Source organism: Pseudophaeobacter sp. (genome assembly GCF_048267565.1).
Classification (GTDB): Bacteria; Pseudomonadota; Alphaproteobacteria; order Rhodobacterales; family Rhodobacteraceae; genus Pseudophaeobacter; species Pseudophaeobacter profundi.
In genome coordinates this window covers 1,289,946-1,314,383 of record NZ_JBLWXG010000001.1, presented here as the reverse complement: position 1 = coordinate 1,314,383, position 24,438 = coordinate 1,289,946, and the positions used below count along the sequence as shown (strand labels likewise).

The 24,438-nt window shown below is 60.5% G+C and carries 26 protein-coding genes; 16 read left to right on the top strand and 10 right to left on the bottom strand.

What is annotated here, in order from left to right; genetic code table 11:
• Positions 1–77: 77 nt before the first annotated feature.
• From metG to ACN0VH_RS06235, 4 genes are all read right to left on the bottom strand, one after another.
• Entirely contained in the window at positions 78–1,796 is a 1,719-nt protein-coding gene (gene metG / locus ACN0VH_RS06250; RefSeq protein WP_278921219.1) for a methionine--tRNA ligase, read from the bottom strand.
• Positions 1,797–1,934: 138 nt separating this feature from the next.
• A complete protein-coding gene (locus ACN0VH_RS06245; RefSeq protein ID WP_417699934.1) occupies positions 1,935–3,164 on the bottom strand; it encodes an MFS transporter in 1,230 nt (409 codons plus the stop codon).
• 83 nt (positions 3,165–3,247) lie between these two features.
• On the bottom strand, positions 3,248–3,859 hold the full coding sequence (locus tag ACN0VH_RS06240; protein WP_278921217.1) for a YceI family protein: 612 nt from the start codon (positions 3,857–3,859) through the stop codon (positions 3,248–3,250).
• Positions 3,860–4,123: 264 nt separating this feature from the next.
• Entirely contained in the window at positions 4,124–4,525 is a 402-nt protein-coding gene (locus ACN0VH_RS06235) for a rhodanese-like domain-containing protein (protein WP_278921216.1), read from the bottom strand.
• A gap of 157 nt (positions 4,526–4,682) precedes the next feature.
• Between ACN0VH_RS06235 and ACN0VH_RS06230 the strand changes: the two genes are divergently transcribed.
• Positions 4,683–5,726 (top strand): aldo/keto reductase, encoded by a 1,044-nt coding sequence (locus tag ACN0VH_RS06230; RefSeq protein ID WP_278921215.1) that lies wholly within the window; start codon positions 4,683–4,685, stop codon positions 5,724–5,726.
• Between the two features lie 216 nt (positions 5,727–5,942).
• Here ACN0VH_RS06230 and ACN0VH_RS06225 read toward each other — a convergent pair whose 3' ends face one another.
• Positions 5,943–6,980 (bottom strand): GlxA family transcriptional regulator, encoded by a 1,038-nt coding sequence (locus tag ACN0VH_RS06225; protein WP_278921214.1) that lies wholly within the window; start codon positions 6,978–6,980, stop codon positions 5,943–5,945.
• 133 nt (positions 6,981–7,113) lie between these two features.
• Here ACN0VH_RS06225 and bcoG point away from each other — a divergent pair, with 133 nt between their 5' ends.
• Entirely contained in the window at positions 7,114–8,031 is a 918-nt protein-coding gene (gene bcoG, locus ACN0VH_RS06220) for a 3-dehydrocarnitine:acetyl-CoA trimethylamine transferase BcoG (RefSeq protein WP_278921213.1), read from the top strand.
• A 73-nt stretch (positions 8,032–8,104) separates the two neighbouring features.
• Here bcoG and ACN0VH_RS06215 read toward each other — a convergent pair whose 3' ends face one another.
• The gene (locus ACN0VH_RS06215) at positions 8,105–8,578 is read right to left on the bottom strand and encodes a DUF1203 domain-containing protein (protein ID WP_417699932.1); all 474 of its coding nucleotides are present in this window, start codon (positions 8,576–8,578) and stop codon (positions 8,105–8,107) included.
• A 74-nt stretch (positions 8,579–8,652) separates the two neighbouring features.
• Between ACN0VH_RS06215 and ACN0VH_RS06210 the strand changes: the two genes are divergently transcribed.
• Positions 8,653–10,128, top strand: a complete 1,476-nt coding sequence (locus ACN0VH_RS06210; RefSeq protein WP_417699931.1) for a carnitine 3-dehydrogenase — start codon at positions 8,653–8,655, stop codon at positions 10,126–10,128.
• A complete protein-coding gene (locus tag ACN0VH_RS06205) occupies positions 10,125–10,895 on the top strand; it encodes an SDR family oxidoreductase (protein WP_417699930.1) in 771 nt (256 codons plus the stop codon). The genes ACN0VH_RS06210 and ACN0VH_RS06205 overlap by 4 nt, the downstream gene beginning before the upstream one ends.
• Before the next feature lie 124 nt (positions 10,896–11,019).
• Here ACN0VH_RS06205 and ACN0VH_RS06200 read toward each other — a convergent pair whose 3' ends face one another.
• Positions 11,020–11,883: a helix-turn-helix domain-containing protein gene (locus ACN0VH_RS06200; protein ID WP_278921209.1), complete on the bottom strand. Its 864-nt coding sequence runs from the start codon at positions 11,881–11,883 to the stop codon at positions 11,020–11,022.
• Positions 11,884–11,993: 110 nt separating this feature from the next.
• Here ACN0VH_RS06200 and ACN0VH_RS06195 point away from each other — a divergent pair, with 110 nt between their 5' ends.
• The 3 genes from ACN0VH_RS06195 to ACN0VH_RS06185 are packed head-to-tail and all read left to right on the top strand — an operon-like array spanning position 11,994 to position 14,058.
• Entirely contained in the window at positions 11,994–12,200 is a 207-nt protein-coding gene (locus ACN0VH_RS06195; protein WP_278921208.1) for a DUF2061 domain-containing protein, read from the top strand.
• Positions 12,193–13,137, top strand: a complete 945-nt coding sequence (locus tag ACN0VH_RS06190; protein WP_417699929.1) for a fatty acid desaturase — start codon at positions 12,193–12,195, stop codon at positions 13,135–13,137. The genes ACN0VH_RS06195 and ACN0VH_RS06190 overlap by 8 nt, the downstream gene beginning before the upstream one ends.
• 18 nt (positions 13,138–13,155) lie before the next feature.
• Complete coding sequence (locus ACN0VH_RS06185; RefSeq protein WP_278921206.1) at positions 13,156–14,058, top strand: EamA family transporter; 903 nt, start codon at positions 13,156–13,158, stop codon at positions 14,056–14,058.
• Positions 14,059–14,083: 25 nt separating this feature from the next.
• Here ACN0VH_RS06185 and ACN0VH_RS06180 read toward each other — a convergent pair whose 3' ends face one another.
• Positions 14,084–14,815, bottom strand: coding sequence for an NUDIX hydrolase (locus ACN0VH_RS06180; RefSeq protein WP_417699928.1), 732 nt, complete (start codon positions 14,813–14,815; stop codon positions 14,084–14,086).
• Positions 14,816–14,851: 36 nt separating this feature from the next.
• On the bottom strand, positions 14,852–15,271 hold the full coding sequence (locus ACN0VH_RS06175) for a DUF983 domain-containing protein (RefSeq protein WP_278921204.1): 420 nt from the start codon (positions 15,269–15,271) through the stop codon (positions 14,852–14,854).
• A gap of 220 nt (positions 15,272–15,491) precedes the next feature.
• Here ACN0VH_RS06175 and ACN0VH_RS06170 point away from each other — a divergent pair, with 220 nt between their 5' ends.
• The 4 genes from ACN0VH_RS06170 to ACN0VH_RS06155 all read left to right on the top strand — a co-directional run bounded on the left by ACN0VH_RS06170 (position 15,492) and on the right by ACN0VH_RS06155 (position 17,657).
• Positions 15,492–16,010: an EF-hand domain-containing protein gene (locus tag ACN0VH_RS06170; RefSeq protein ID WP_417699927.1), complete on the top strand. Its 519-nt coding sequence runs from the start codon at positions 15,492–15,494 to the stop codon at positions 16,008–16,010.
• 171 nt (positions 16,011–16,181) lie between these two features.
• Positions 16,182–16,793: an RNA polymerase sigma factor gene (locus ACN0VH_RS06165; protein ID WP_417700006.1), complete on the top strand. Its 612-nt coding sequence runs from the start codon at positions 16,182–16,184 to the stop codon at positions 16,791–16,793.
• Positions 16,786–17,196 carry a hypothetical protein gene (locus ACN0VH_RS06160; RefSeq protein ID WP_278921202.1) on the top strand — a complete coding sequence of 137 codons (411 nt, stop codon included), beginning with the start codon at positions 16,786–16,788 and terminating at the stop codon, positions 17,194–17,196. Before ACN0VH_RS06165 ends, ACN0VH_RS06160 begins: the two co-directional genes overlap by 8 nt.
• A complete protein-coding gene (locus tag ACN0VH_RS06155; RefSeq protein ID WP_417699925.1) occupies positions 17,193–17,657 on the top strand; it encodes a periplasmic heavy metal sensor in 465 nt (154 codons plus the stop codon). The genes ACN0VH_RS06160 and ACN0VH_RS06155 overlap by 4 nt, the downstream gene beginning before the upstream one ends.
• A gap of 99 nt (positions 17,658–17,756) precedes the next feature.
• On the opposite strand, the gene ACN0VH_RS06150 is transcribed toward ACN0VH_RS06155, so the two are convergent.
• Positions 17,757–19,178 (bottom strand): diguanylate cyclase, encoded by a 1,422-nt coding sequence (locus tag ACN0VH_RS06150; protein WP_278921200.1) that lies wholly within the window; start codon positions 19,176–19,178, stop codon positions 17,757–17,759.
• A gap of 115 nt (positions 19,179–19,293) precedes the next feature.
• Between ACN0VH_RS06150 and ACN0VH_RS06145 the strand changes: the two genes are divergently transcribed.
• From ACN0VH_RS06145 to ACN0VH_RS06125, 5 genes are all read left to right on the top strand, one after another.
• Positions 19,294–19,578 (top strand): DUF3572 domain-containing protein, encoded by a 285-nt coding sequence (locus ACN0VH_RS06145; protein ID WP_278921199.1) that lies wholly within the window; start codon positions 19,294–19,296, stop codon positions 19,576–19,578.
• A gap of 125 nt (positions 19,579–19,703) precedes the next feature.
• On the top strand, positions 19,704–20,393 hold the full coding sequence (locus ACN0VH_RS06140) for an HAD family hydrolase (RefSeq protein ID WP_278921451.1): 690 nt from the start codon (positions 19,704–19,706) through the stop codon (positions 20,391–20,393).
• A 248-nt stretch (positions 20,394–20,641) separates the two neighbouring features.
• Positions 20,642–22,279, top strand: a complete 1,638-nt coding sequence (locus ACN0VH_RS06135; protein ID WP_417699923.1) for a trimethylamine methyltransferase family protein — start codon at positions 20,642–20,644, stop codon at positions 22,277–22,279.
• A 389-nt stretch (positions 22,280–22,668) separates the two neighbouring features.
• Positions 22,669–23,268, top strand: coding sequence for a heme NO-binding domain-containing protein (locus ACN0VH_RS06130; RefSeq protein ID WP_278921198.1), 600 nt, complete (start codon positions 22,669–22,671; stop codon positions 23,266–23,268).
• Positions 23,265–24,287, top strand: coding sequence for a GGDEF domain-containing protein (locus ACN0VH_RS06125; protein WP_278921197.1), 1,023 nt, complete (start codon positions 23,265–23,267; stop codon positions 24,285–24,287). The genes ACN0VH_RS06130 and ACN0VH_RS06125 overlap by 4 nt, the downstream gene beginning before the upstream one ends.
• The last annotated feature ends 151 nt before the right edge of the window (positions 24,288–24,438 follow it).

Below are 24,438 nucleotides of genomic sequence, written 5' to 3'. Positions count from 1 at the left end.
CCTGAAGGCAGGCGGGCTTTGCAGGGTGTGGCGGGCCTGAGGGCCCGCCGGATTGGGATTTGTGGCGCGGAAGCGGATCAGTCGCGGTTGCCGGCGAACCTGGCCTGCCAGTCTTCGCGCTCTTCGTCGGTGATCTTGGCAAAAAGGTTTTCCGGCACCGTAAAGCCATGGCCTGCGGGCAGGGCCGCCAGGGCGGTTTCGATGTCACTGGGCCAGCTGTCGTCGGTGCAGTTCAGGGCCTGCATCAGGGTGGCGCTGGCGGTGGGAATGAAAGGGGCGCTCAACACGGCATAAAGACGGATCAGATTGAGCCCAAGGCGTACCTGGGCTGCAGCTTGGTCGGGATCGGTCTTGAAGGTGGACCAGGGGGCCGTGCTTTGCAGATACTCATTCCCGGCCACCCAGATGGCACGCAGTTCTTGCGCGGATTTGCGGACTTCCATGTTTTCCATGTGCTGCTCGTAGGCCCGGACCCGTTTGGTCAGATCCTCCATCAGTGCCTGCTCTGCTGCGCCATAGCTGCCGCCCTCGGGGACGGCTTCGCCAAACTTGGACCGGCAGAATTTGGTGATGCGGCTGACAAAGTTGCCCAGAACATCGGCCAGATCTTTATTGGTGGACTGCTGGAAGTTTTCCCAGGTAAATTCAGCATCAGAGCTCTCGGGGGCGTGGCTGAGCAGCCACCAGCGCCAGTAGTCGGCTGGCAGCAGCTCAAGCGCCTGATCCATGAAGATGCCGCGTCCCTGGCTGGTAGAGAACTGGCCGCCATCATAATTCAGATAGTTGAAGCTTTTCAGGTGATCGACCAGTTTCCAAGGCTCGCCAGAGCCCAGGATGGTCGCCGGGAAGGACAAAGTGTGGAAGGGCACGTTGTCTTTGCCCATGAACTGGACATATTTCACGTCATCGGCGCCCATGTCAGTGCGCCACCAGCGCTGCCAGTCGGCGTCGGTTTTGCCATTGGCCTCGGCCCATTCGCCAGCGGCGGCGATATATTCGATGGGGGCGTCGAACCAGACGTAAAAGACCTTACCCTCCATGCCGGGCCAGTCTTCCGTGCCCTTTTTCACCGGAATGCCCCAGTCCAGATCGCGGGTGATGCCCCGATCCTGCAGGCCGTCGCCATCATGCAGCCATTTCTTGGCAATAGAGGTGGTCAGTATCGGCCAGTCGGCTTTGCTGTCGATCCAGGCGTCCAGCTGGTCTTTCATCTGGGATTGGCACAGGAACAGATGTTTGGTCGCGCGGACCTCCAGATCGGTCGATCCTGAAATGGCCGAGCGCGGATTGATCAGATCGGTGGGATCCAGCTGTTTGGTGCATTCTTCGCACTGATCGCCACGCGCCTTTTCAAAGCCGCAGTTCGGGCAGGTGCCTTCAACATAGCGGTCGGGCAGAAATCGGCCATCCGCATGAGAATAGATCTGGCTGTCGTCAACTTCGCGGATCAGGCCTGCCTCGGCCAGCTTGCCGGCAAAATGCTGGGTCAAGGCATGGTTTTGCGGGCTGGAAGAGCGACCGAAGTGGTCAAAGCTAAGGCCGAACCCCTTGGCAATATCAGCCTGGACCTGGTGCATTTCGGCGCAGAATTCCGCAACCGGTTTGTCGGCCTTGGCGGCGGCCAGCTCTGCCGGGGTGCCATGTTCATCCGTGGCGCAGAGAAACAGCACCTCATTGCCAATGCTGCGCTGGTAGCGGGCATAAAGATCAGCCGGAAGCTGACTGCCAACCAGATTGCCCAGGTGCTTGATCCCATTGATATAGGGAATTGCCGAAGTAATCAGAACGCGTGCCATGCCATCTACCCATGTGTAAAGTCAAAGCTGCGTCTACCCCATGCAGCGCGGCGCGAAAACCCCGGCTGAGCCATTGGCGGGAAATTTTGCTGCCATAGCGGCGCTAGGGATCTGTCACGATAGGGGGGCAGGGGCAGGTTATTTGCGCTCCCGTGCGCGTTTCATCAGGCGTCCGATGGTGAAAGAGGTCCGCGGTGCATAGACATAGCGGGTGCGTTCTTGCGGGTCTGGGGCGGCGCGGGCATGCATCCGGGTCAGGCCAAAGGCGATGAGCAGCGCATGGCCCAGGGCGACAAAGGCAAACAGCGCCGAAGGGCCAAACTGGCTGATCAGGCTTGAGGCCACCAGCGGCGCGGCAATCGCCCCAAGGGCAAAAAAGAACATCAAGGCTGCGGCCAGCTCGACGCGCTGTTCGGAGGTGGCAAAATCATTGGCATGGGCCGAAGAGAGCGAAAAAATCGGAAAGGTGGTCAAGCCAAAGAACCCGGCTGCCAGCATCACCCCGAGCGTGCCAGTCTGGCTGGCGGCCATGGTGATCAGGCAGCTGACCACCGCCGCCCCCGAGAGCCAGATCAGCACCCAGCGCCGGTCATATTTGTCCGCCAGCCAGCCCATCGGATACTGCGCCAGGGCACCGCCCAGCACAAAAGAGGCAAGGAAAAAGGCGATCTGGTCGATCTCCAGCCCGACCTCCTGACCATAAATCGGCCCCACCATCCGAAAGGAGGCAGAGCTGAGCGCCGCCACCGTCACCCCAGCCACAGCTAAAGGGGAGCATTGCCAGGCCAGCTTGGGCCGCAGGCGTGGCGCGCCCGGTGTCGTCGGCTGGCTGGCACGGGTCAGGGTCAGCGGTAGAAGCGCCGCACAGCATAGCAGCGCCAGCAGGTTGTAAGACAGGTAATAGGCCGGCGGCAGTACCGCGATGAGCAGCTGCGCCCCAAGTGAGCCGCCCATATCGACCAGCCGATAGGTGCCCATGGCACGGCCGCGGGTTTCATTGGTGACCTTGGCGTTCAGCCAGGCTTCGATCACCGTGTAGCTGCCCGCGACACAGAGCCCGGAGGCAATGCGCATTGCGGCCCAGGCGTAGGGATCATTTGTCAGCGTATGCGCCAGCAGCCCCATAGCCCCCAGCGCGGTACAGACGGCAAAGGTGCGCGAATGGCCAATGGTGCCCAGCAGCCGTGGTGCCCACCAGCAGCCAATGAAAAACCCCAGGAAATGCGCCGACCCCAACAGGCCAATCTGCTCTTTGTCAAAACCAAGGGCAAAGCCGGATAGCGCATCCAGCGGGCCAACGCCGCCGGTGGCGAATTGCAACAGCACGACTGACAGGAAAAGGGCGGCAAAGGAAATGATCATACGCATGATCTGGCCATCAACGCCGCGACTGGCACAGAAGGCAAGTGGTTTTCCGACGCAAATGTCGCATTCGCGGTAGCAGTGGCGTTTTACTGATCGCGAATAATACGGGCGTCGATGGCCAACTGCACCCTGTCCCCGACCAGCGCGGCAAAACCCGAGGCCCCATAGGCGGCCCGGCTGAGGCTGCCGGTCAGACGGAACTCCAACTGGCTAAGATCATCCATCGCGCTGCCCGCGCGCCGGTACAGTGCTGCCTGCAGCGTGATCGGCTTTGTGATACCTCGCAGTGTAAGATCGCCAGTGATTTCAGCCCCGTCTGACAGGCGCCCCTTCGCACCCAGGTGGATCTTGCGGGATGTAAAGTGGATGGTCGGATAGCGTGCGATATCCAGAACCTCGGGGCCGGTCATGGCCTGGGTGGCAATGATGAACCCGGTTTTGGCCGCAGTTGCATCCAGCACCACAGAAACTCTGGTGGCGGCCAATTGGTTTGGATTTAATTCAATCGCTGAGCTGGTGATGGGCATGGTGCCGCTTTGCCATATGCCATTGAGTTGAAATTTAAACTGAACGGTGGTCGCATCCAGATCCAGCCTGTAGCCACTGTTGCCGGCCCAAAGGCGCACAGGTGTTGTGACAAGACCTGCGTAACCAGCATGGCCCAGCAGACCCAGAAGCATCTGGCGTCGTGACGGCATGAGAGGGATCCTGCTATTGCTTGGTCCGGCGTGAAGGGGTCACTCTGGTCTCCGACTAAAATGCTAGCACAAAAAAAGCGCGCGCACAGGATTGCTTTTGGTCTTGCTTATTGGTCCTGCGGTTCTGGCTGGATAGTTTGCGGCGCATGCAGCCTGTGGGGCAGGCAAGGGGCAGCAGCGGCGACAGGCCGCTGGACTGCAGTCAGCGCGATTTGCGCGCGACGCCACGCGGCTTGCCTGCAAGAGCGGGGCGCAATCAGCGGATCAGGCCGTCTGCGGCACGACGGCCCCGCCCGCCTTTTCCCAGGCGGTAAAGCCGCCTTCAAGATGCATCACCGGGGCGAGCCCCATTTCCATCGCGATGCGCGCGCTGAGCGCCGAACGCCAGGCGCTGGCACAGTAAAAGACATAGGTTTTATCCTGGTTGAATATGGGCTTGTGATAGGGGCTGTCAGGATCGATCCAGAACTCCAACATGCCACGCGGGCAGGAGAAGGCGCCGGGAATCAAACCGCTGCGCTGCAACTCGCGGATATCGCGCAGATCAACAAAGACGTAGTTGGGATCCAGCGCCTTTTCCTTGGCCTCCTCTACCGACAGGGTGGTGACCTTGGCATTGGCCTCGGCAAGCAGGGCCTTCACGCCCTTGGTAATGTTCTGCGCCATTTCTTGGCTCTCCTGGCTGAACTTTGGATGCGGGTAGGCTGTTGTATTTTGTGGCAAAGCACAAGGCGACTGTTGGCTTGCGATCACGGGACGGGGCGCTAAGGTCGCGGAGGGAAATATCAGGCCTGTTGGCATCCAAGCAGTGAAGGAAAGCGCAATGAAGAAGAACCCCCTTGGTCGTACTGGAATGGAGGTTTCGGAACTCTGCCTTGGAACCATGACCTATGGCACCCAGACATCAGAGGCCGAGGCGCATGTGCAGATCGACACGGCGTTGGCGGCCGGGATCAACTTTATTGATACGGCAGAAATGTATCCGGTGAACCCGATCCGCCCCGAAACCATCGGCCGTAGTGAAGAGATCCTGGGCACCTGGCACGCGAAAACCGGGCGGCGGGGCGATTACATCCTGGCGACCAAACATTCTGGCGAGGGTATGCAGGCCGTGCGTGACGGCGCGCCGATCAGTTCGCAGACCATCGCCGCCACGATCGAAGGGTCACTGAAACGGCTGCAGTGCGATTATATTGATCTCTACCAGTTCCATTGGCCCAATCGCGGTAGCTACATGTTCCGCAAGAACTGGAGCTATGATCCCTCGACCCAGAACCGTGAAGAAACCCTGGACAACATGCGCGACTGCCTGGAGGCGTTGCAGGGGCAGGTCGACAAGGGCAATATCCGCGCCTTTGGGCTAAGCAATGAAAGCGCCTGGGGCACGGCACAGTGGCTGCGCCTTTCTGACGAGGGGCTGGGGCCAAGGGTGGCCTCGATCCAGAATGAGTATTCGCTGATCTGCCGGATGTATGACACCGATCTGGCGGAGCTGAGCGTCAACGAGGATGTGGGGCTGTTGGCCTTTTCACCGCTGGGAACCGGGTTGTTGACAGGCAAGTATCAAGAGGGGGCGGTGCCGGAAGGATCACGCAAATCCATCGTCCCAGAGCTGGGCGGGCGGCATTCGCCACGGGTCTACGATGCGGTTGCCGCCTATCTGGACATTGCCGCGCGGCATGGGCTGGATCCGGTGCATATGGCGCTGGCCTGGTGTCGCACACGGCCCTTTATGACCAGCGCCATCTTTGGCGCCACGACGCAGGGGCAACTGGAACATGCGTTGAAATCGGTGGAGCTGGAGCTGTCGGCAGAGGTGCTGGAGGAGATCAATCTGGCCCACCGCGCCCATCCGATGCCCTACTAATCCGAGAAGGGGGGGGCGCTCCCGCCTGCGCCAGAGGCATTAAAATGCCTCTTTGCAGTTGGGCCCGGCGCCGCGCTATGCGCGGCGCCGGCACGCGACTTAAGAGGTGGCTCAAGGAGGTATATCCCCCCTCTTTAGGCCGCCAATGCCAGTGTCCTCTGCCTAAACCCGGCGGCGCTGGGCAGGCCGCCGAAGGTGCCTGGCTGCCCTATTGGGTTAGTGGGTTGTCGGGCGCGGCGTTTCCGGGCGGGAGGACCCCGTGGTGCCAAAGCTGGCACTACTCATGCTGCTGCGGTTTTGACGCAGTTCGCGGGCAGAGGTGCCATGGGCAACCCGAAAGGCGCGGGCAAAGCTTGAGGGCGAGGTAAAGCCAGTAGCCAGGGCAACCTCCATCAGGGACAGATCCGTATCGCTGACCAGGCGGCGGGCCTCGGCCAGACGCAGGTGCAGGTAGTGGTCCTGTGGGGTTGTGTTCAGCCGCAGGCGGAACTGCTGCTGCAGGCTGCGTGGGCTGGTGCCAAGCCGCTCTGCGATGGTGGTCAGGGTCAGGGGTTCGTCCAGAGCGGCCTCCATCAGCGCATTGGCCTTGGCGGTCAGTGCATTGTGCTTGTGGCTGCCCAGGCGGCTTTGGGCGCGTGTTGGTGCAGCGGGGCCGTCATAGAGGAACAGACCAGCCACCCGGGCGGCAAAGCCGGCCCCATGGCGGGCGCTGATGATATGCAGCATCATTTCGATCGCCGGCGTTGCGCCGCCAGAGGTCAGGCGACCCTCGGAGACGGTGAAGCGGTCATTGCGGCAATCCACCCCGGCAAAGCGGTTGGCAAAGTTTTCCAGATCTTCCCAATGGGTGGTGGCGGGGTGCCCCTCGAGCAGCCCGGCCTCTGCCATCAGCCAGGGGCCGCCGTCGATGCCGGCAATGGTGGTGCCCCTGGCCGCCAGACGCCGTAGCCCCGCCAGCAGGCTGGGGGTGGCTTGCTGGGCCAGCTGGAAGCCGGCCACTACGATCAGCAGCTCGCAGTCTTGCAGCCGGGCCAGGGGAAAGCCTGGCACATGCAGGCCACTGGTCAGCATTGGCTGCTCTTCGGTGGCACTTACATAGTCCCAGTCAAAGACGCAGCGCCCGGCAAGGCGATTGGCGGCGCGCATCGGATCGACGGCGGCCGCAAAAGAGAGCGTGTTGCATTCGTCGAGTACCAGCACCGCTGTTTTCAGCGGGCGATGTTCGGGCTGCAGGATGTTTTTTGCGGATTTCATCAACTTCGATTCGCTTAGTGTAAACTGTCTGCACAAAGGCTGAGGCAGACTAGGCGGTGAAGCAAATAGGAATCTGGGGAAGAGCTTGGGGATAACTCTAGGCACAACCCTGTACATTGCGGGGAAAACCAAAATGCCTCTGAATATGAACAAAAACGTCTTTATCACCTGCGCCGTGACCGGCTCTGGCAGCAGCCAGGATCGCAGCCCACATGTGCCGCGCTCGCCTGCGCAAATCGCCGAGAGCGCCATCGCCGCAGCCAAGGCCGGGGCGGCTGTGGTGCATTGCCATGTGCGCGATCCCGAGACCGGTGTGCCCTCACGCGATCTGGGTCTCTACCGCGAAGTGACCGATCGGATCCGCGACAGCGACACGGATGTGGTGCTGAATCTGACCGCCGGCATGGGTGGCGATATGGTCTTTGGCGATGTTGAAAACCCGCTGCCGGTAAATGAGGCCGGAACCGACATGATCGGCGCAACTGCCCGGATGGCGCATATTGCAGAATGCCTGCCAGAGATCTGCACGCTGGACTGCGGCACCATGAACTTTGCCGAGGCCGACTATGTCATGACCAACACCCCTGGCATGCTGCGGGCCATGGGGCAGATGATGGCCGATCTTGGCGTGAAGCCCGAGATCGAGGCCTTTGACACCGGCCATCTTTGGTTCGCCAAAGAACTGGAGAAAGAAGGCATCCTGCAAAGCCCTGCGCTGGTACAGCTTTGCATGGGGGTACCTTGGGGCGCGCCCAATGATCTGAACACATTCATGGCGATGGTCAACAATGTGCCTGAGAGCTGGAACTGGTCGGCCTTCTCCTTGGGACGTGATCAGATGGCCTATGTGGCGGCCTCGGTGCTGGCGGGCGGCAATGTGCGCGTCGGGCTTGAAGACAATCTCTGGCTGGAAAAGGGTGTGCTGGCCGAGAATTATCAGCTGGTGGAACGGGCAGGCAGCATCATTGAAAACATGGGCGGCAAGCTGATGGGGCCAGCGGAGGTGCGCGCGCAGCTTGGGTTGACCAAACGTGCGCCCGTGGCGGTGTGATCTGCCGATGCACAGCCGTTTGAGGATCGCCGCGCAGCACAGGTCTGCGCGGTTCTCATCGATAACCGTTGGATCAATCAGCGCGGTGGATGCGGCAGAGGAAGCAATTGTTGCTGGCACTGCGCAGATCGACAAAGGCAATGTCCGGGCGGGCCAGCAACCTGGCTGCATAGTCGACCAGCTGGCTGCGCGGGGTGACGGCACCGGTGCCGTAGACGATGCGTTCCGCAGCCGAGTAGCCGCGCAGGATATAGGCATCCGCCTGCAGCATCGCGGGTGGAACCGGCGCAGGCTCGGCCCGCCTGCATTTTTCGGCGCAGAGGAAAATCGGCCCTGTCTCGGAAAACGGGTTGCGGGTTTGAAACGGGCGATGTGCCAGCGTCAGATAGGGCTGTCCCTCGGCAACGTGGCACAGACAGTGGCGACAGGGCATTCCGCCTGCTTCGGCACGGGGGTGGCGTTCGACAGGATCGCCGTAGGAATCAAGACCCGTGCGATGGATGGTCTCGACCACCTCGCTGGGCAAAACGTGAAATTCAAGTCTCATGAAATGTCTCCTTTCCTGGGTGTTGTGGCAGAGCACCTACCGGTGAGGCGACCCGAAATATGCGGGAAAGAACTATGACAAAAACAGCAGCAATCATCGGTGGCGGTGTTATTGGCGGCGGCTGGGCCGCGCGGTTCCTGCTCAATGGCTGGGATGTGCAGGTCTATGACCCCGACCCGGAAGCCGAGCGCAAAATCAGCGAGGTGCTGGACAATGCGCGCCGCTCATTGCCTGGTCTGGGCAATGTGGCGCTGCCCGCCGAAGGCGGGCTCAGCTTTCATGGGACAATTGCCGAGGCTGTCGCTGGGGCTGACTGGATCCAGGAAAGCGTCCCCGAGCGGCTGGACCTGAAACAAAAGGTCTATGCTGAACTGGAAAAACACTGCGATGGTGATGCGGTGATTGGTTCTTCCACCTCCGGGTTCAAACCTTCCGAGTTGCAGGAGGGGCGTGGCAATGCAGGCCAGATCCTTGTGGCACATCCATTCAACCCGGTTTACCTGCTGCCCTTGGTCGAAGTCGTGACAACCCCCGCCAATTCAGAGCAGGTGGCAGTGCGGGCCAAGGATATCCTGTCGGGTCTTGGCATGTATCCCTTGCACCTGAAGAAAGAGATCGACGCCCATGTCGCTGACCGCTTCCTAGAGGCAGTCTGGCGCGAGGCGCTGTGGCTGGTCAAGGATGGCATCGCCACCACAGAAGAGATCGACAATGCCATTCGCTATGGTTTTGGCATTCGCTGGGCGCAGATGGGGTTGTTTGATACCTATCGCGTTGCTGGTGGCGAAGCGGGCATGAAGCATTTCATGGCGCAGTTTGGCCCCTGCCTGACCTCTCCCTGGACCAAGCTGATGGATGTGCCAGAGTTCACCGAAGAGCTGGTCGACCTGATCGCCGGCCAGTCGGATGCACAGTCTGGCCATTTGCCGATCCGCGAGATGGAGCGTATTCGCGACGACAACCTTGTGGGCATGATGCGGGCCTTGGGTGCCAATGACTGGGGCACGGGTGCGCTGCAAAACGCCCATGACAAGGGCCTGGAGGCTGCAGCCGGACTGGTCAGCACGCTTGAGGATCTTGCGGATCTCAGCCAGCCGGTGCTGACCCAGAGCCGTATCGTGCCACTGGACTGGACCGACTATAATGGCCACATGACCGAAAGCCGCTATCTGGATGCCTTTGCCCAGTCCACCGATCGCTTGATGATGCTGATTGGCTGTGATGCTGAATATATCGCCAATGGTGGCAGCTATTTTACCGCCGAGACCCATATTCGCCACATCGACGAAGTGCATGCAGGCCACCCGATTCAGGTCAAGACCCGTGTCATCATGGGGGCGGGCAAGAAGATGCACCTCTGGCATGAAATGTACGAAGGCGACCGGCTGCTGGCCACCGGGGAACATATGCTGCTGCATGTGGATCTGAAAACCCGCCGCTCGGCGCCGCCCGCGGCCCATATCGAGGCCAATCTGGCCAAACTGGCCAAGGCCCATGCGGATCTGTCGGCACCAGAGGGGCTGGGCCGTTCCATCGGCGCGCCGCGATGACATCGCCGCGTCAGCGGGTTTTGATTACGGCTGGCGGGGCCGGGATTGGCCGCGCCATTGCCGAGGGGTTTTCGGCGGCAGGATTTGAGGTCTGGATCACCGATCTCAACCCCGAGACCGTTGCAAACCTGCCCGAGGGCTGGCGCGGCACGGTTGCCAATGCTGCAGATGAGGGCGCGGTCAGCGCCTTGTTTGCGCAGATCGCAGAGGTCTGGGGCGGCTTGGAGGTGCTCTGTGCCAATGCAGGCATCGCCGGCCCGACGGCATTGGTGGAGGATGTGGAACTGGCGGATTGGCGGGCCTGCGTCAGCGTCAATCTGGAGGGGGCCTTTTTGGCGGCAAAATACGCCACGCCGATGATGAAGGCGGCCAAAGCTGGCGCGATCATCGTGACCTCGTCGACGGCGGGGCAATATGGCTACCCCAACCGGGCGCCCTATGCGGCGGCCAAATGGGCGATGATCGGCCTGACCAAAACCCTGGCGATGGAGCTGGGCCCCCACGGTATTCGCGCCAATGTGATCTGCCCTGGTTCGGTGGAAGGCCCCCGCATGGAGGGCGTTCTGACCCGCGAGGCCAGAGCCAAGGGCATGACCCGCGATCAGGTCTATCAGGGCTATGTGTCCGGCACCTCCATGCGCTCTTTCGTGGAGGCGGAGGACATCGCCAATATGGCGGTCTTCCTTGGCTCTGATGCAGCGCGGCTGGTGTCGGGGCAGGTGATCGCAGTGGATGGCCATACCGAAAACCCAGATCCAAAAGTCTGATCCGTCACCGGCTCTGTTGGCGCGAGGCAGGCTCAAACCGCTGCCGCGGTTTGAGCCTGAGCGGCGCGCTTGCGCGCGCCTGACGCAGGGGGCGAGAGGCCCGGAGCATGTTGCGCAACATGCTCTAGGTGTTCAAGGCTGCCTTCAGGGCGCGAATGCGACCGGGGAGCTGGCGGGCGGTGATATCGGATTCGCGGATCAGTTGATCAAAATGATGGGTGAAGGTCTCGATCCGCTCGCGGTCTCGAAAGGCCATATAGTGGCTGCCGCCGTAAAAGACGCAGAGCAGCGGGCCAAAGATGGTGAGTGGCGCGGAAAACAGCCGCTTGGCATCAAACAGGTATATCCGCAGGCGCGGATAGAGCTGGGTGGTGAGGCGTTCAAACTGTTCCAGCTGTTCCAAACGGATTTCCAGCGGCAGCCCCGCATAATAGCCGGTGGCCTGGGCAAAGCTGTCCAGCTCGTACAGGGGCATGGCGATTTCATAATCCGATTGCGCCTGGCGCATCCAGGCCAGGCGATCCTCTGAGGCGCCAATGGCCTGATCAGCAGTCCGCCCCAGATGCGGCGCATATTCCCATTCCAGCAGCGCCCGGGTCTTGAGCATATCGGGCAGCGCCGCAGGCACATAGCGGATTTTATAGCCGGCTGCCTCTACGTGCCAGTCAAAGATCCGCTGATCTACCAGGGCGCGGGGCGCTTCGCTTAGCGACATGCTGGCGGCCATCAACTCTGCGGCGCTTTCGGGGCGGTCCGATAGAGACAGCAGCCAGTCGGCAGAGACCCCCAGCACCGCAGCGCAGGCGCCGACCACATGGGCATTGGGCAGCCGGGCCCCGTCATTCTTGAGTAGCTGCGAAATGGTGGAGCGATCCACCCCGGTGTCGCGCGCCAGGGCGCTTTGGCTCAGCCCGCTTTCGCTCAGGGCCCGGTTGAGGCGGAGGCGAAACTGTTCGGCACGGCGGCGTTTGTCAATTTTTTGCGGCATATGCAGATAATTATCACCATTGATGGGAAAAGTTAACCATATTCGGAATTCTTCACCGTGGTCCGGGGCGCTACGACTGCTGGCATGGCATCCGCAGGAGAAAGAGCAACATGGAAACCCGCAGGCGATCACTGGTTAAGGCCTTGGTCTGGAACGCAATCGGGTTTGCGACCATGACGCTCGTCGGGGTGGTGGCCACTGGATCTGCCAGTCTTGGCGGGATCATGGCGCTGGCCAATACTGCGCTGGGGTTTACCTGCTACGTGATCTATGAGCGGGTCTGGACCCGCATCACCTGGGGGCGGGTAAATGTCTGATCCGCACCGGAGCGTGGATTGTGCAACAGCCCTGCCGCGCGGGGTGGAGTGGGGCACGCTTGTTCTGATACTGGCCTGTTATGGGCTGTGGCTGCTGGTGTTGTTCCTGCTGCCGGGGCTTGGGCTGGGGCTGAGCGTGCTCTGTCTTGGGGGGCTGGCGGCGCTGCATTCCTCGCTGAGCCATGAAGCGCTGCATGGGCACCCGTTTCGTCGCCCCGGTTGGAACGAGGCGCTGTTATTCTTGCCGCTGTCCCTGTTCATCCCCTATGGCCGGTTTCGCGACACCCATCTGGCGCATCACCGGGATGATCGCCTGACCGATCCCTATGACGACCCCGAAAGCAACTTTCAGGATCCCGAGGTCTGGGCCCAGATGCCGGGCTGGCACCGGTTGCTGCTGCAGGCGAACAATACCTTGCTGGGGCGGGTGCTGTTGGGTCCGTTTGTGGGGCAGATTTGCTTTATGATCGGGGATTGGCGCCTGATGCGGGGGCAGGACCGCAACGGGGAATATCGGGCTGTGCTGCGCGATTGGGGCCTGCATGGAGTGGGCCTGGGTGTGGTCATCACCATCACCCTGGCAAGCCCGACGCCGCTCTGGGTGCTCTTCCTTGGCGGCTATATCGGGTTGGCCTTGCTCAAGATCCGTACATTTCTGGAACATCGCGCCCATGCCGAATGCCACAGTCGCACCGTGGTGGTTGAGGATCGCGGCCCGCTGGCCTGGCTGTTCCTGCACAACAATCTGCACATCGTCCACCACATGTACCCGGGCGTCCCCTGGCATGCGCTGCCGCGGCTCTACCGCGAGAACCGCGATTTGTTTTTGTCGATCAACCAGGGCTATCACTATAAAAGCTATGGCCAGGTCTTTCTGCGGTATCTGTTACGCAGCAAGGATCCTGTGCCACATCCGCTCTGGTCATCAGAAGACTAGCGGATCATAAAGGCAGCCATGCTGACCTGGATTCCCGTGACAATTGCCGCTGCGACCTTTCAGACCTTTCGCTTTATGCTGCAAAAGGTGCTGAGCACGGTCACCCTGTCGCCGGGCGGTGCTACCTTTGCCAGGTTTGCCTATTCGGCACCCTTTATCATCGCAGGGCTTGCGGCCTATCTGGTTGCCAGCGGACAAAGCCTGCCGCATCTCGGCGGGCTGTTCTGGGGCTTTGCCCTGGTGGGTGGCCTGTCACAGATCCTGGCGACGGTCTGCGTGGTGGCCCTGTTCAAACAGCGTAATTTTGCGGTTGGCATCACCTTCAAAAAAACCGAGGTCATCCAGACAGCCCTGCTGGGGCTGGTGGTTCTTGGGGATGGGATCAGCGCTTGGGGCTGGGTCGCAATTCTGCTGGGGCTGGGCGCAGTTCTGGTGCTGTCCCGACCACCGGATGCCACCGGGGCCTGGTGGCGACATCTGACCAATTTGGCCTCTCGGCTGGGGCTGGGGGCGGGGGTGCTGTTTGCCTTTTCTGCCGTCAGCTATCGCGGTGCGGCGTTGCAGTTGGGGGATCTGCCGGCCGTGTTTCGCGCGGCGGTCACGCTGGCCTCGGTGGTCAGCCTGCAAACCCTGCTGATGGTGGTCTGGCTGGCCTGGCGCGAACAGGGGGAAATCACCCGTGTCTGGCGGGCGCGGCGGGTGGCGATCTGGGTGGGGTTGACCAGCCTGGGCGGTTCGTTTTGCTGGTTCTGGGCCTTTGCCCTGCAGAACGCCGCCTATGTCAAGGCGCTGGGGCAGGTAGAGCTGCTCTTGTCGGTGCTGGCGTCCCTTCTGTTTTTCAAGGAAAAGATCAGCCACCGTGAAATTACCGGTATGGCGCTGTTGATCCTGTCCATTCTGGCACTGGGGCTGGCCCTGTAATCCTGCCCCGGCCAGCCGCCCCGCGTTATTCTGAGCTGGGCATTGGTCTGCCCTTGAGACGCAGAAACAGGCTTTCTTCATCGTTGTTGCAGAAATAGGGCACACTGCGCGGTGGGGTGTGGTCCTTCAATCGGCCGGTGACTTCGGCCAGAACCACCTCGGTTATGAAGGGCAGATCAAAGCTGCGCACCTTGTTCAGCGGTATCCATTGCAGATGTGACAGTTCATCCGACGCACGCGAGAAATCATCCAGATCGCCGCTGATCTCATCCGCGTCGACCAGGAAGAACCGGGCATCAAACCGCCGGGGGCGGCCGGGCGGGGTGAGCGCGCGAAAGACAAACTGCAGCGCCCGAGCCGAGGGCAGATGGCCGGTGGCGGCAAAGCCGCGCCAATCCTCGGCGATCGTGTCCTTCCATGTGCCGGGATGGCCCAGAACCAGCCCGGTTTCTTCCCAAAGTTCGCGGATGGCCGCAATGGCCAGGGCATGATCCAGCCCGGTGCTGGCCTGATCGGCCAACCGGTCGCGGCAGATCGCGGGCAGCGGCTGGGCAAGCGGCACCGTGGCATCGGCCAGATCGACAGCGCCGCCGGGAAAGACGAATTTGTTGGGCATGAACACGGCTTTGGAGCCACGCTGCCCCATCAGAACCTTTGGATTATCGCCCATCCGGTCGCGCAACGCGATGATTGTTGCCGCATTGCGGATCGCGCTGCGGTCTTCGGATGTCACACCCTGCAATGCAGTCTTGCTCATCGGCCGGTTTCTCCCTTTTGCGTCTCCTAGGGGATGTTAGTCCTTGGTATCAAAGCCATACATCCGGCGGGCCCATTGATAGGCAACCACCACCCCTTTTAGTCTGGGCAAAAGATAGAGAGAAGAGACAATGCAGCCAATGGAGAATACTGAAAACGTTACGAGAGGTTCGGGACGCCAGGTGAAATAGACCACATGCAACAGCGGGGCCATGATATGGCCCACCAGCAAAATGGTCAGATAGGCCGGCCCGTCATCCGCCCGAGCCTGGGACAGATCCAAGCCACAATGATCGCAACGATCATTCATTTTCAGATAGGAATGCAGCACCGCGCCCTTGCCGCAATCAGGGCAGCGGCGCCGCCAGCCCTTGGCCAGGGCAGGCCAGGTGGCGCGGTCGGGGCGACTATGGACAGCGGCAGATACAGCAGCGGGGGAGGCCTGAGACTCGGTCATAGGTAATCCTGTTCTTGTGGCGCAATCATCGCCTGTCTGCCTGGCGATGGAAAGCCCGCGCAAATCGCTGCGGCCCGATGCCGCGGCGCCGGCAGGGTCGTATGCGCGCCGCCATTTTGCACAATTTTGCGCCGGGCGCGACGGAAAGCGCCGCATGGCGCGTTTAGTCTGGGTCTTGGGCAGCACAGGGCTGTCTTGGGCCAAACAGGAGATCAGAAACATGTCACGGATCAAGATTCAGACCAAACCTATTGTCGCCATTCTGGCCACAGCAGCGATGCTTGCGGCGACAACCGCCATGGCAAAGCCGGGTTTTGGTCCGATGGGACCAAAGGCTCAGTTCGAAGAGCTGGACAGCGACGGCAACGGCGAGATCACCAAGGCAGAGATGGCGGCACATAAGGCCGCGCGCTTTGGTGCAGCTGACAGCAATGGTGATGGCAAGCTTTCTGCAGAGGAGTTGCACGCCAGGGGCCAAGAGCAGCTGGCGAAACGGGTTGCGGCGATGATCCGCCATATGGATCAGGATGACGACGGTCAGCTGAGCCAGGCGGAAATGGGTAAGCGCGGCGATCATGGTGACATGTTTGCGCGGCTGGACCGCGACGATAATGGCAGCATCTCGCAAGAGGAGTTTGGCAAGATGAGTCATCATCGCGGTGGCAAGCAGAGGGCAGGACATGGTAGTGGCCATGATGGGTGTTCTGAACACAGAGCGGATGAGACAAATCAGGATTGATTGAAACAGGGTGTTGCACTTTCCCCCGATAGCTCTTGGCTGGTCTCTCTTGCGGGGCAGGGCCAGTCAGGGCCCTGCCCCGCAAAGGGGCGCGCGGTGAGCGGGCCTGCGACAGGGCCCGCGCCGCGCGCCGTTGCCGACCCTGTTGTGGACGCTGCCCCGTCAGATGCGATTTCTGCGGTGCGGTCGGCTGCGACGACGGGGGGGGCAACAGGGGCAACTGCAACGGATGACGCGTTGCTTGTGCTCTATGCCAATGGTGATCCTCAGGCCGCCGCCGATCTGCTGGCAAGGCTGGGGCCGCGTGCCTTTGGTGTGGCGCAGCGGGTTCTGGGAAACCGGGCCGAGGCCGAGGATGTCACCCAGGAGGCAATGATGCGTCTATGGCGCATGGCGCCGGACTGGCAGCCAGGGCAGGCACGGGTTTCAACCTGGCTTTATCGGGTGGTGATGAACCTGTGCATTGATCTGAAGCGGCGCCAGCGCGGCGGCCATGTGGATCTGGACGCCATTCCAGAACCGGTGGATCCGGCCCGCTCTGCGCCGGATCAATTGCAGGAAAACGCCCGCCAGGACGCGCTGCAACAGGCGCTGATGCAACTGCCAGAGCGCCAGCGCCAGGCCGTGGTCCTGCGCCACATCGAAGAACTGACCAACCCGGAGATTTCCGGGATCATGGAGATTAGCGTCGAAGCAGTCGAGAGCCTGACGGCGCGCGGCAAACGGGCGCTGGCAAAGATCCTTGCCAACCGCCAAGAGGAATTGGGGTATCGCGATGTCTGAAGGTGACAAAACTCTGAGTGAGATGGCGGATCTGGAGGATCTCTTTGCCGATGCCCGTCAGGCACGGCCCACCTTGCCGTCCGATTTGCAGGCAACCATCCTGGCTGATGCACATAGGATGCAGCGCGACCAGAGCATGGTCACGCCCAGCACCGGCAGCGCGAATGACCCCAGGACAAGACAGCAGCGCCTGTGGCGGCAATTCACGGCGGCGATTGGGGGCTGGCCCGCGCTGGGCGGGTTGGCAGCGGCGTGCCTGGTGGGGCTCTGGCTTGGGCTGGCGCCGCCTGTTTTCTTGCCCGATCCGGTGGCGGGCCTGGCCACGGCCTCCAATGCGCCGCAGCTGCTTGCGGATCTTGATTATGACGTGAGCTTTCTGATGAGCGATGAGGTATTCGAATGAGCCAGACACCAAAACCCGGCCTGCGCCCCTGGCTGAAAATCGTGTTGGCGCTGTCGCTGGCTTTGAACCTGGCGGTGATCGGGTTGGGCGCAGGGGCGGCCTGGCGGTACCATGATGCGCCGCATGGCTCCAAGCATCGCCGCGACAAGCCACCGATGCTGGGGCGCTTTATCTTCAAGGACATCGGCCGCCAAGAGATGCACCGGTTGCTGAAACAGCATGAGGGGGACAGCCAGAGCGCCGCAGATCGGCGCCGCGCCGAGATGGACCAGATGATTACGCTGCTTCAGGCAGAAAAGCTGGACCGGATGGCGGTTGCGGCGGTGCTCGAGGCACATATCGTTGAGACCCATCAATTTTTGCGCCTTGTTGTCGATGTCTGGGGGCAGCGCCTGGAGGGACTGAGCCTGACAGAACGGCGCAGGCTTGCCGAGCGGATGCAACATCAGTTGGAGCGCTGATCTCCAGCCCTTTGCAAATCATATGATGCTGCATCGCCAGATCCGATCCACGCCCGGCATGGTTTTGTCTGCGATTGCTGGCTTTACTGCTGCCTGCCGTCAGGCCGCCACTGGAGAGGGTTTGCCGAGGGTGACCTGATTGCGCCCGGCATTCTTGGCATCATACAGGGCCCGGTCTGCCTGCGAAATCATATCAGTGACGCTGATTGTGCTGCGGTCCTTGGCGGCGGAGGCGCCGCAGGCATCGCGGCCAATCACTGCGCCAATGCTGATGGTAACGTCGATCGGGGTGGCAAGGCCGGGCACATGAAAGGGTTGACTATTGATGGCATTGCACAGGGCCACAGCCGCCATGCCCGCAGTGATTTCATCGCCGCCGGGCAGCACAATCATGAACTCTTCGCCGCCGACACGGGCGACCAGATCGACGGGGCGCATCTGCGCCTGCAGCCGCCGGGCGGCTTCGATCAGGACGGCGTCTCCAGCGGGGTGGCCATATTTGTCATTGATCCGCTTGAAGTGATCCAGATCTGCCAGCATCAGGGCAAAGCTGCCATTGCTTTCGATGGCGCGTTTGGCAGTGCGGTCCAGAAAGGGTTTGGCATAGCGGCGATTATACAGCCCGGTCATCGGGTCCTGCACCGCAGCCCGTAGCCCGTTGCGAACGCTGTCGCGCAGTTGATCATTGCGGGATTTATACTGAAGCTGTGTGGTCAACCGCAACGCCAGTTCGTCAACATCAAACCCCGCCTGCAAGACGTCATGGGCACCACGGTCCAGCGCCTCGGCGGCGATGACCGGATCCGCCGGGTTGGGCACCGCGATGACCACCGATTTCCGGGTAGAGGCGCGGGCGCGCAGGTCGGCCAGCAGTCGCAGCCCGGGGCCCGCAGATGTTTCGTTCAGCTCGATGATAAAGACATCCGCGACCGGGGCGCTCATCATCAGTTTGATATCGTTCAATTGGTGGCACTGTAGCGTATAGGGTAGTTTTTCACCCAATCTTTCCGCCCAGGCCTGCGCGGTTTTGGTATCCTGCGCCACCAGGGCGACATTTGCCGTGCTGGGCTGTGCATGGCCTGCACGGTCCGACAGAGGCAGCACAAACCCATGCGAGGCATCGCGCTGCATGTGCAGTTCTTCGTTGGTGCTGCGGGCACGCAGCAAACTGCGAATGCGGGCCTGCAGGATGACATCATCGACGGGCTGTGGCAGCACATCGTCAATCCCGGATGACAACGCGTTCAGACGCTGTTCAATCGCATTGGACTGGGTGATGGCGATGACGGGAATATCGGCAAGCATATCATCCTGACGCAGCGCATTCTTAACATCCGCGGCGGTACCGTCGGGCAGGGTCATGGCGGTCAGCACCAGATCAGGGCAGCTGTGGCGCGCGGCCTCAAGGGCATCGGCAACGCAGTCGGCCTGTTCCACACCATAGCAGGCTTCCGTCAGCTGAACCTTCAGCATAATACGGTTGGTAGAAATACCATCTATGACTAGGATCGTTCCTTGCACGCGGGTCGCCTTTCAAGCCTTGTACTCGCTACACTGGAAGTTTCCGCTAGACAGGTTAATAAACTGTTTCGGATTTTTACTAATTTGACGAGACCATGTCAGGAATAGGACAACTATGCAGATCTCCGCTGATCAGGCCGAAGTCATTGGACTACAGGCTTTGGCCTGGCTGATGGCAAATGATGAATTGTTTCCGGTGTTTATGGGGGCAACCGGCGCCGCAGAGGCGGATTTGAAGGCGCAGGCCGGTGATCCTGAGTTCCTCGGCTCGGTGCTTGATTTCTTAACTATGGACGATGCCTGGGTGGTGCAGTTCTGCGATCAGGCCAATTTGGCCTATGAAACGCCGATGCTGGCGCGGATGGCGCTTCCGGGTGGCGCGCAGGTTCACTGGACCTGAGACCACTGTCGATTCTGGGCAAAATTCCAACATGGGCAAATTTCCAAAAGGTTGCGACTAAGGGCTTGCACCAGGGGTGTTTGCCGATACGGTTCGCGCCAGATCACAACGCGCAAGGATAAATGATGCCGGTAGATGCCTTTCTCTTTGACAAGGACGGGACGCTGTTTGAATTCAAGGCCACCTGGAATGCCTGGGCGGCAGATATGCTGGGTCAGCTGAGCCAGGGGGACGAGGCCCGCGCCGAGGCGATGGCCCAAGTGATCCGTTTTGACCGCGCCGCCGGCGGCTTTCATCCCGATAGTCTGGTGATTGCCGGTACCAATGGTGAGGTGGCGGCGGTGCTGGCCCCCTTTGTCCCGCAGATGAGCGAGTCCGAGTTGGAGCGCTTTCTGGCCAAAAGCGCCGGATCAGCCGCGCTGTGCGAAGCTGTGCCTCTGGCGGCGTTCCTGGATGATTTGCTTGCGCGGGGCAAGGTGCTGGGAGTCATGACCAATGACGCAGAGACCTCGGCCGTCGATCAGTTGGAGCGCGCCGGGGTGTTGGACCGTTTTGCATTTGTTGCGGGGTTTGACAGTGGCCATGGGGCAAAGCCGGACGCGGATCCGCTGTTGGCGTTTTGCGCCGCGACTGGTGTGGCGCCGGGGCGCACCGCCATGGTGGGCGATAGCCTGCATGATCTGGTGGCGGGCGCCGCGGCAGGCATGACCTGCATTGGGGTGCTGACGGGCATGGCAGAACACAACGATTTAGCACCCCATGCGGATGTGGTCTTGCCACATATTGGCGGAATCCCGGCCTGGCTCGACCGGTAGGGCCTGCCCTCAGATGACCTGAGAGATATATCGGCGGCGTCTTTCCCTTTGTCTGGGGGAGGGGCGATCTGTGTGGAACTGGGCACATCTGTACAGAAAAGGGATATCTCTGCGTGATATGGTTCATTTGCGACATGAAGTGTCGTAATTGGGCAGGTTCGCCGGGTCGAGATTGGGCCTGCTAAAGTTGCCCGGGGCGCAGCATTCAGCGGGCGATCCCAGCGCTGGCACTTGCACAGGAGGCTTTCATGACCCGCGAAACAGATCCATCAGGTGGCAGTTCCGGGGGCTCTGCGGCAGCGGGGCCCAGCGACAACCTGATCGCGCGTGCTACTGGAAAGCGCAACAGTCGACGCGGCGGCGGGCGCGCGGGCGCGGCGGCGCGGCGTGGGCAGGCGGCGCTGCAGCAGATGCCCTGGTCCATTCCGCAAAACATTGATCCCCCCATTGAGCCGCTCCGCCCCGAAGGGGTTGCAGCCATTCACGACGGGGCCATGCGCATTCTCGAAGAGATCGGCGTTGTTTTCCTCAACCCAGAGGCGCTGGCGCTCTTCAAACAGGCCGGCTGTCAGGTTGAAGGTGACCTTGTGCGCATGGATCGGGGCTTTGTGATGGAGATGCTGGCGCATGCGCCGCCCGAGTTCACCATCACCCCTCGTAACCCGGCACGCAGTATTCCTATTGGCGGCAAGAACCTGCTGTTCGGCAATGTCTCCTCGCCGCCCAACTACTGGGATCTGGATCTTGGCAAGAAGGTTGCCGGCTCTCGCGAGCAGTGCCAGAATTTGTTGAAATTGACCCAGTATTTCAACTGTATCCACTTTGCTGGCGGCTACCCGGTAGAGCCAGTGGATATCCATGCCTCGGTGCGGCACCTTGACGTGCTTTATGATAAGTTGACGCTGACCGACAAGGCAATGCATGCCTATTCGCTGGGCAAAGAGCGGGTGGAGGACGTGATGGAGATGGTGCGTATCGCTGGGGGGCTCAGCGATGCGGAATTCGAGGCCAAGCCACGGATGTACACCAATATCAATTCCACCTCGCCGCTAAAGCATGACTATCCGATGATTGATGGCTGTCTGCGACTGGTGCGGCGGGGGCAGGCGGTTGTCGTGACGCCCTTTACCCTGGCCGGGGCAATGGCACCGGTGACGATGGCGGGGGCTGTGACGCAGTCTCTGGCTGAAGCTCTCTGTGCGATTGCGTTGTTTCAATATGTGCGCCCCGGCACCCCCTGCGCCATTGGCACCTTTACCTCGAATGTAGATATGAAATCAGGCGCACCCGCCTTTGGTACACCGGAATATATGCGCGCTACCCAGATGACCGGGCAAATGGCGCGCTACTATGGGCTGCCGATGCGCTCTTCCGGGGTCTGTGCCGCCAATGTGCCGGACGGGCAGGCCATGTGGGAGACCTCCAATTCGCTCTGGGCAGCGGTGCAATCCGGCACCAACATGGTTTATCACGCGGCCGGCTGGCTAGAGGGCGGACTGATCGCAAGCCCGGAAAAATTCATCATGGATTGCGAGGTCTTGCAGCAGATTCAGCGCTATATGCAGCCAGAGATCTGCGCCACCGGAGAGGATGATATCGCCCTGGATGCAATCCGAGAGGTGGGACATGAGGGGCATTTCTTTGGCATCCAGCACACTCAGGATCGGTATGCGAGCGCCTTTTATCAACCTTACCTGAGTGACTGGCGCAATTATGAGGCCTGGGAGGCAGCCGGAGCGGTCTGGACGCCAGAGCGTGCCAACAGGCTCTATAAAGACATCCTGGCCGAGTTCGAACCACCCGACATGGAAGTCGCAACCCGAGAGGCGCTGCAGGATTTTGTCGCCCGGCGTAAATCGGAAGGCGGCGCACCCACCGATTTCTAGCTGGCAAGAGCGCCCAGCCCTGTGCGGCTGGCTGATCCGTTTCTGTATCGACACGGGTGTCTTGTCACTTCTTTGGGAGCGGGTGATTGTTTTTCTTTCTCAAACGAGTTTATCGCGGTATGACGCGTTCCAGTTGACGGGGCGGTCTGTTCTGCTTGCCTGGCCTAGGCTTATGGCAGCAGAGAGGAGCCCGGATAAGTATTTGCAATTTCAAGGTGATCTATTTTTTTCAGGTTGCAATAGAACGCTAGGATAAGGGGGCGTAATTACGTGTGCCAACCAGATGTTTTCGCAGGATTTCCCCCTGAAGTTCGGTAAAACTTTAGTTGTTGGGTGTATATTAACGATACGGCGCCATTTATGGGCGCAGTGTAACAAGGGGCCAATTTATGCATGGTCTGATCAACAGAGCTATTCAGGCGTTTGTCGTCAGTACCTACGGGGAAGACCGGTGGGCTAGTATTATGGAGTCCGCTGACCTTGGCTTTACAGAGTTTGAAGCCATGCTGTTCTATACGGACGCGCAATCCACCAAGATGCTCAGAGCGCTGGAGCGCTCGCAGGAGCGGCCCCTGTCTGAAATTCTGGAAGATACCGGTACCTTTTTGGTGTCCAACCCCCAGGTTGAAGCCCTGCGCCGTTTGCTTCGGTTTGGCGGGGTAAACTATGTTGAATTCCTGCATTCCTTGGATGATCTGCCTGATCGGGCGCGATTGGCGGTGGCGGATCTGCATCTGCCCGCGCTTGAACTGGTAGAAATCTCTCCGGGGCAGTTTGAATTGATATGCCAGCCTGGCTTGCCTGGATTTGCCTTTGTGCTGATGGGCGTGTTGCGGGCCATGGCAGATGACTACGGTGATCTGGTGATCTTGGACTATCGTGGCACCCAGGATGGCACTGACGAGGGCGCAGAGGTGATTTCGATCACCCTAGTGGAAACCGATTTTGCCGAAGGGCGGACCTTTGATCTGGGGGCACATAGCCTATGATGAATGACGCTGAACTTCTGAAGATCATGGATCTCCTGTGCCCAATGCATGCGGTCGTCGATGCTGCTGGGCGCTTGGTTTCCGTCGGCCCCACATTGAAGAAACTGCGCCCCGATCTAGACTGGTCGGGCAAGCGGTTCTTCCGTATTTTCGACATGACACGCCCGCGCCGGGTGCGTTCGATGGATGACCTGGTCAAGACGGTCGGCACGAAACTGCATCTCCAGTTTCGTGACAGCCCCCAAACCGGCCTGAAAGGCATGTTGATCCCGCTGCCGGATGGGAAGGGCGCGCTGATAAACCTGTCTTTTGGGATTTCAGTGCTTGAGGCGGTGCGCGACTACGATCTGACCAGCGCGGACTTTTCGCCCACGGATCTGACCATCGAAATGCTCTACCTGGTCGAAGCCAAATCTGCCGCGATGGAGGCGTCTCGTCAGTTGAACCTGCGCCTGCAGGGGGCAAAAATTGCTGCCGAGGAACAGGCCTTTACCGATACGCTCACCGGGTTGAAGAACCGGCGCGCCATGGATCACATCCTTGAGCGGCTGATTGGATCGGGCACGGATTTTGCCTTGATGCATGTGGATCTCGACTTCTTCAAAGAGGTCAACGATACGCTGGGCCATGCGGCCGGGGATGCAGTCTTGCAGAGCGTCGCCAGGGTCATGGTAGAATGCACTCGCCAGTCCGATACGGTTGCTCGTGTCGGTGGTGATGAGTTTGTCATTATATTTGAAGGTGTTAATGAGCCAAAAGTTCTTGCAGGGCTGGCGAAGAGACTGATCCGCCTACTGGAAGAGCCAGTGCCCTATGGTGGCAAGATGTGCAAGGTTTCAGCCAGCGCTGGCACCACTTTGTCGACGTGGAATTCTGGCACGGTGGAGGCTGCAGCCATGTTGCATCAGGCTGACCTGGCGCTCTATGCGGCCAAGCGGGCGGGGCGGTCGCAGCATCTCTTTTATGAAGAGGGCATGCAAAAAGGTGACCCAGAAACGGTGGCAAACGGCGTGCACTAGTGGCGAGGCGATGCCCAGGCAGCGCGTCAGATGCGGTCCGTTTTAATCTGACAGGTTGCTAGGCTTTGCTGCGCGTTGTCGTGGCCCCGGCTATGGCGTGCCGCGCAGCCCTGCAGGCAGGGGCAAAGCGCAATACAACACTGCTGTTACC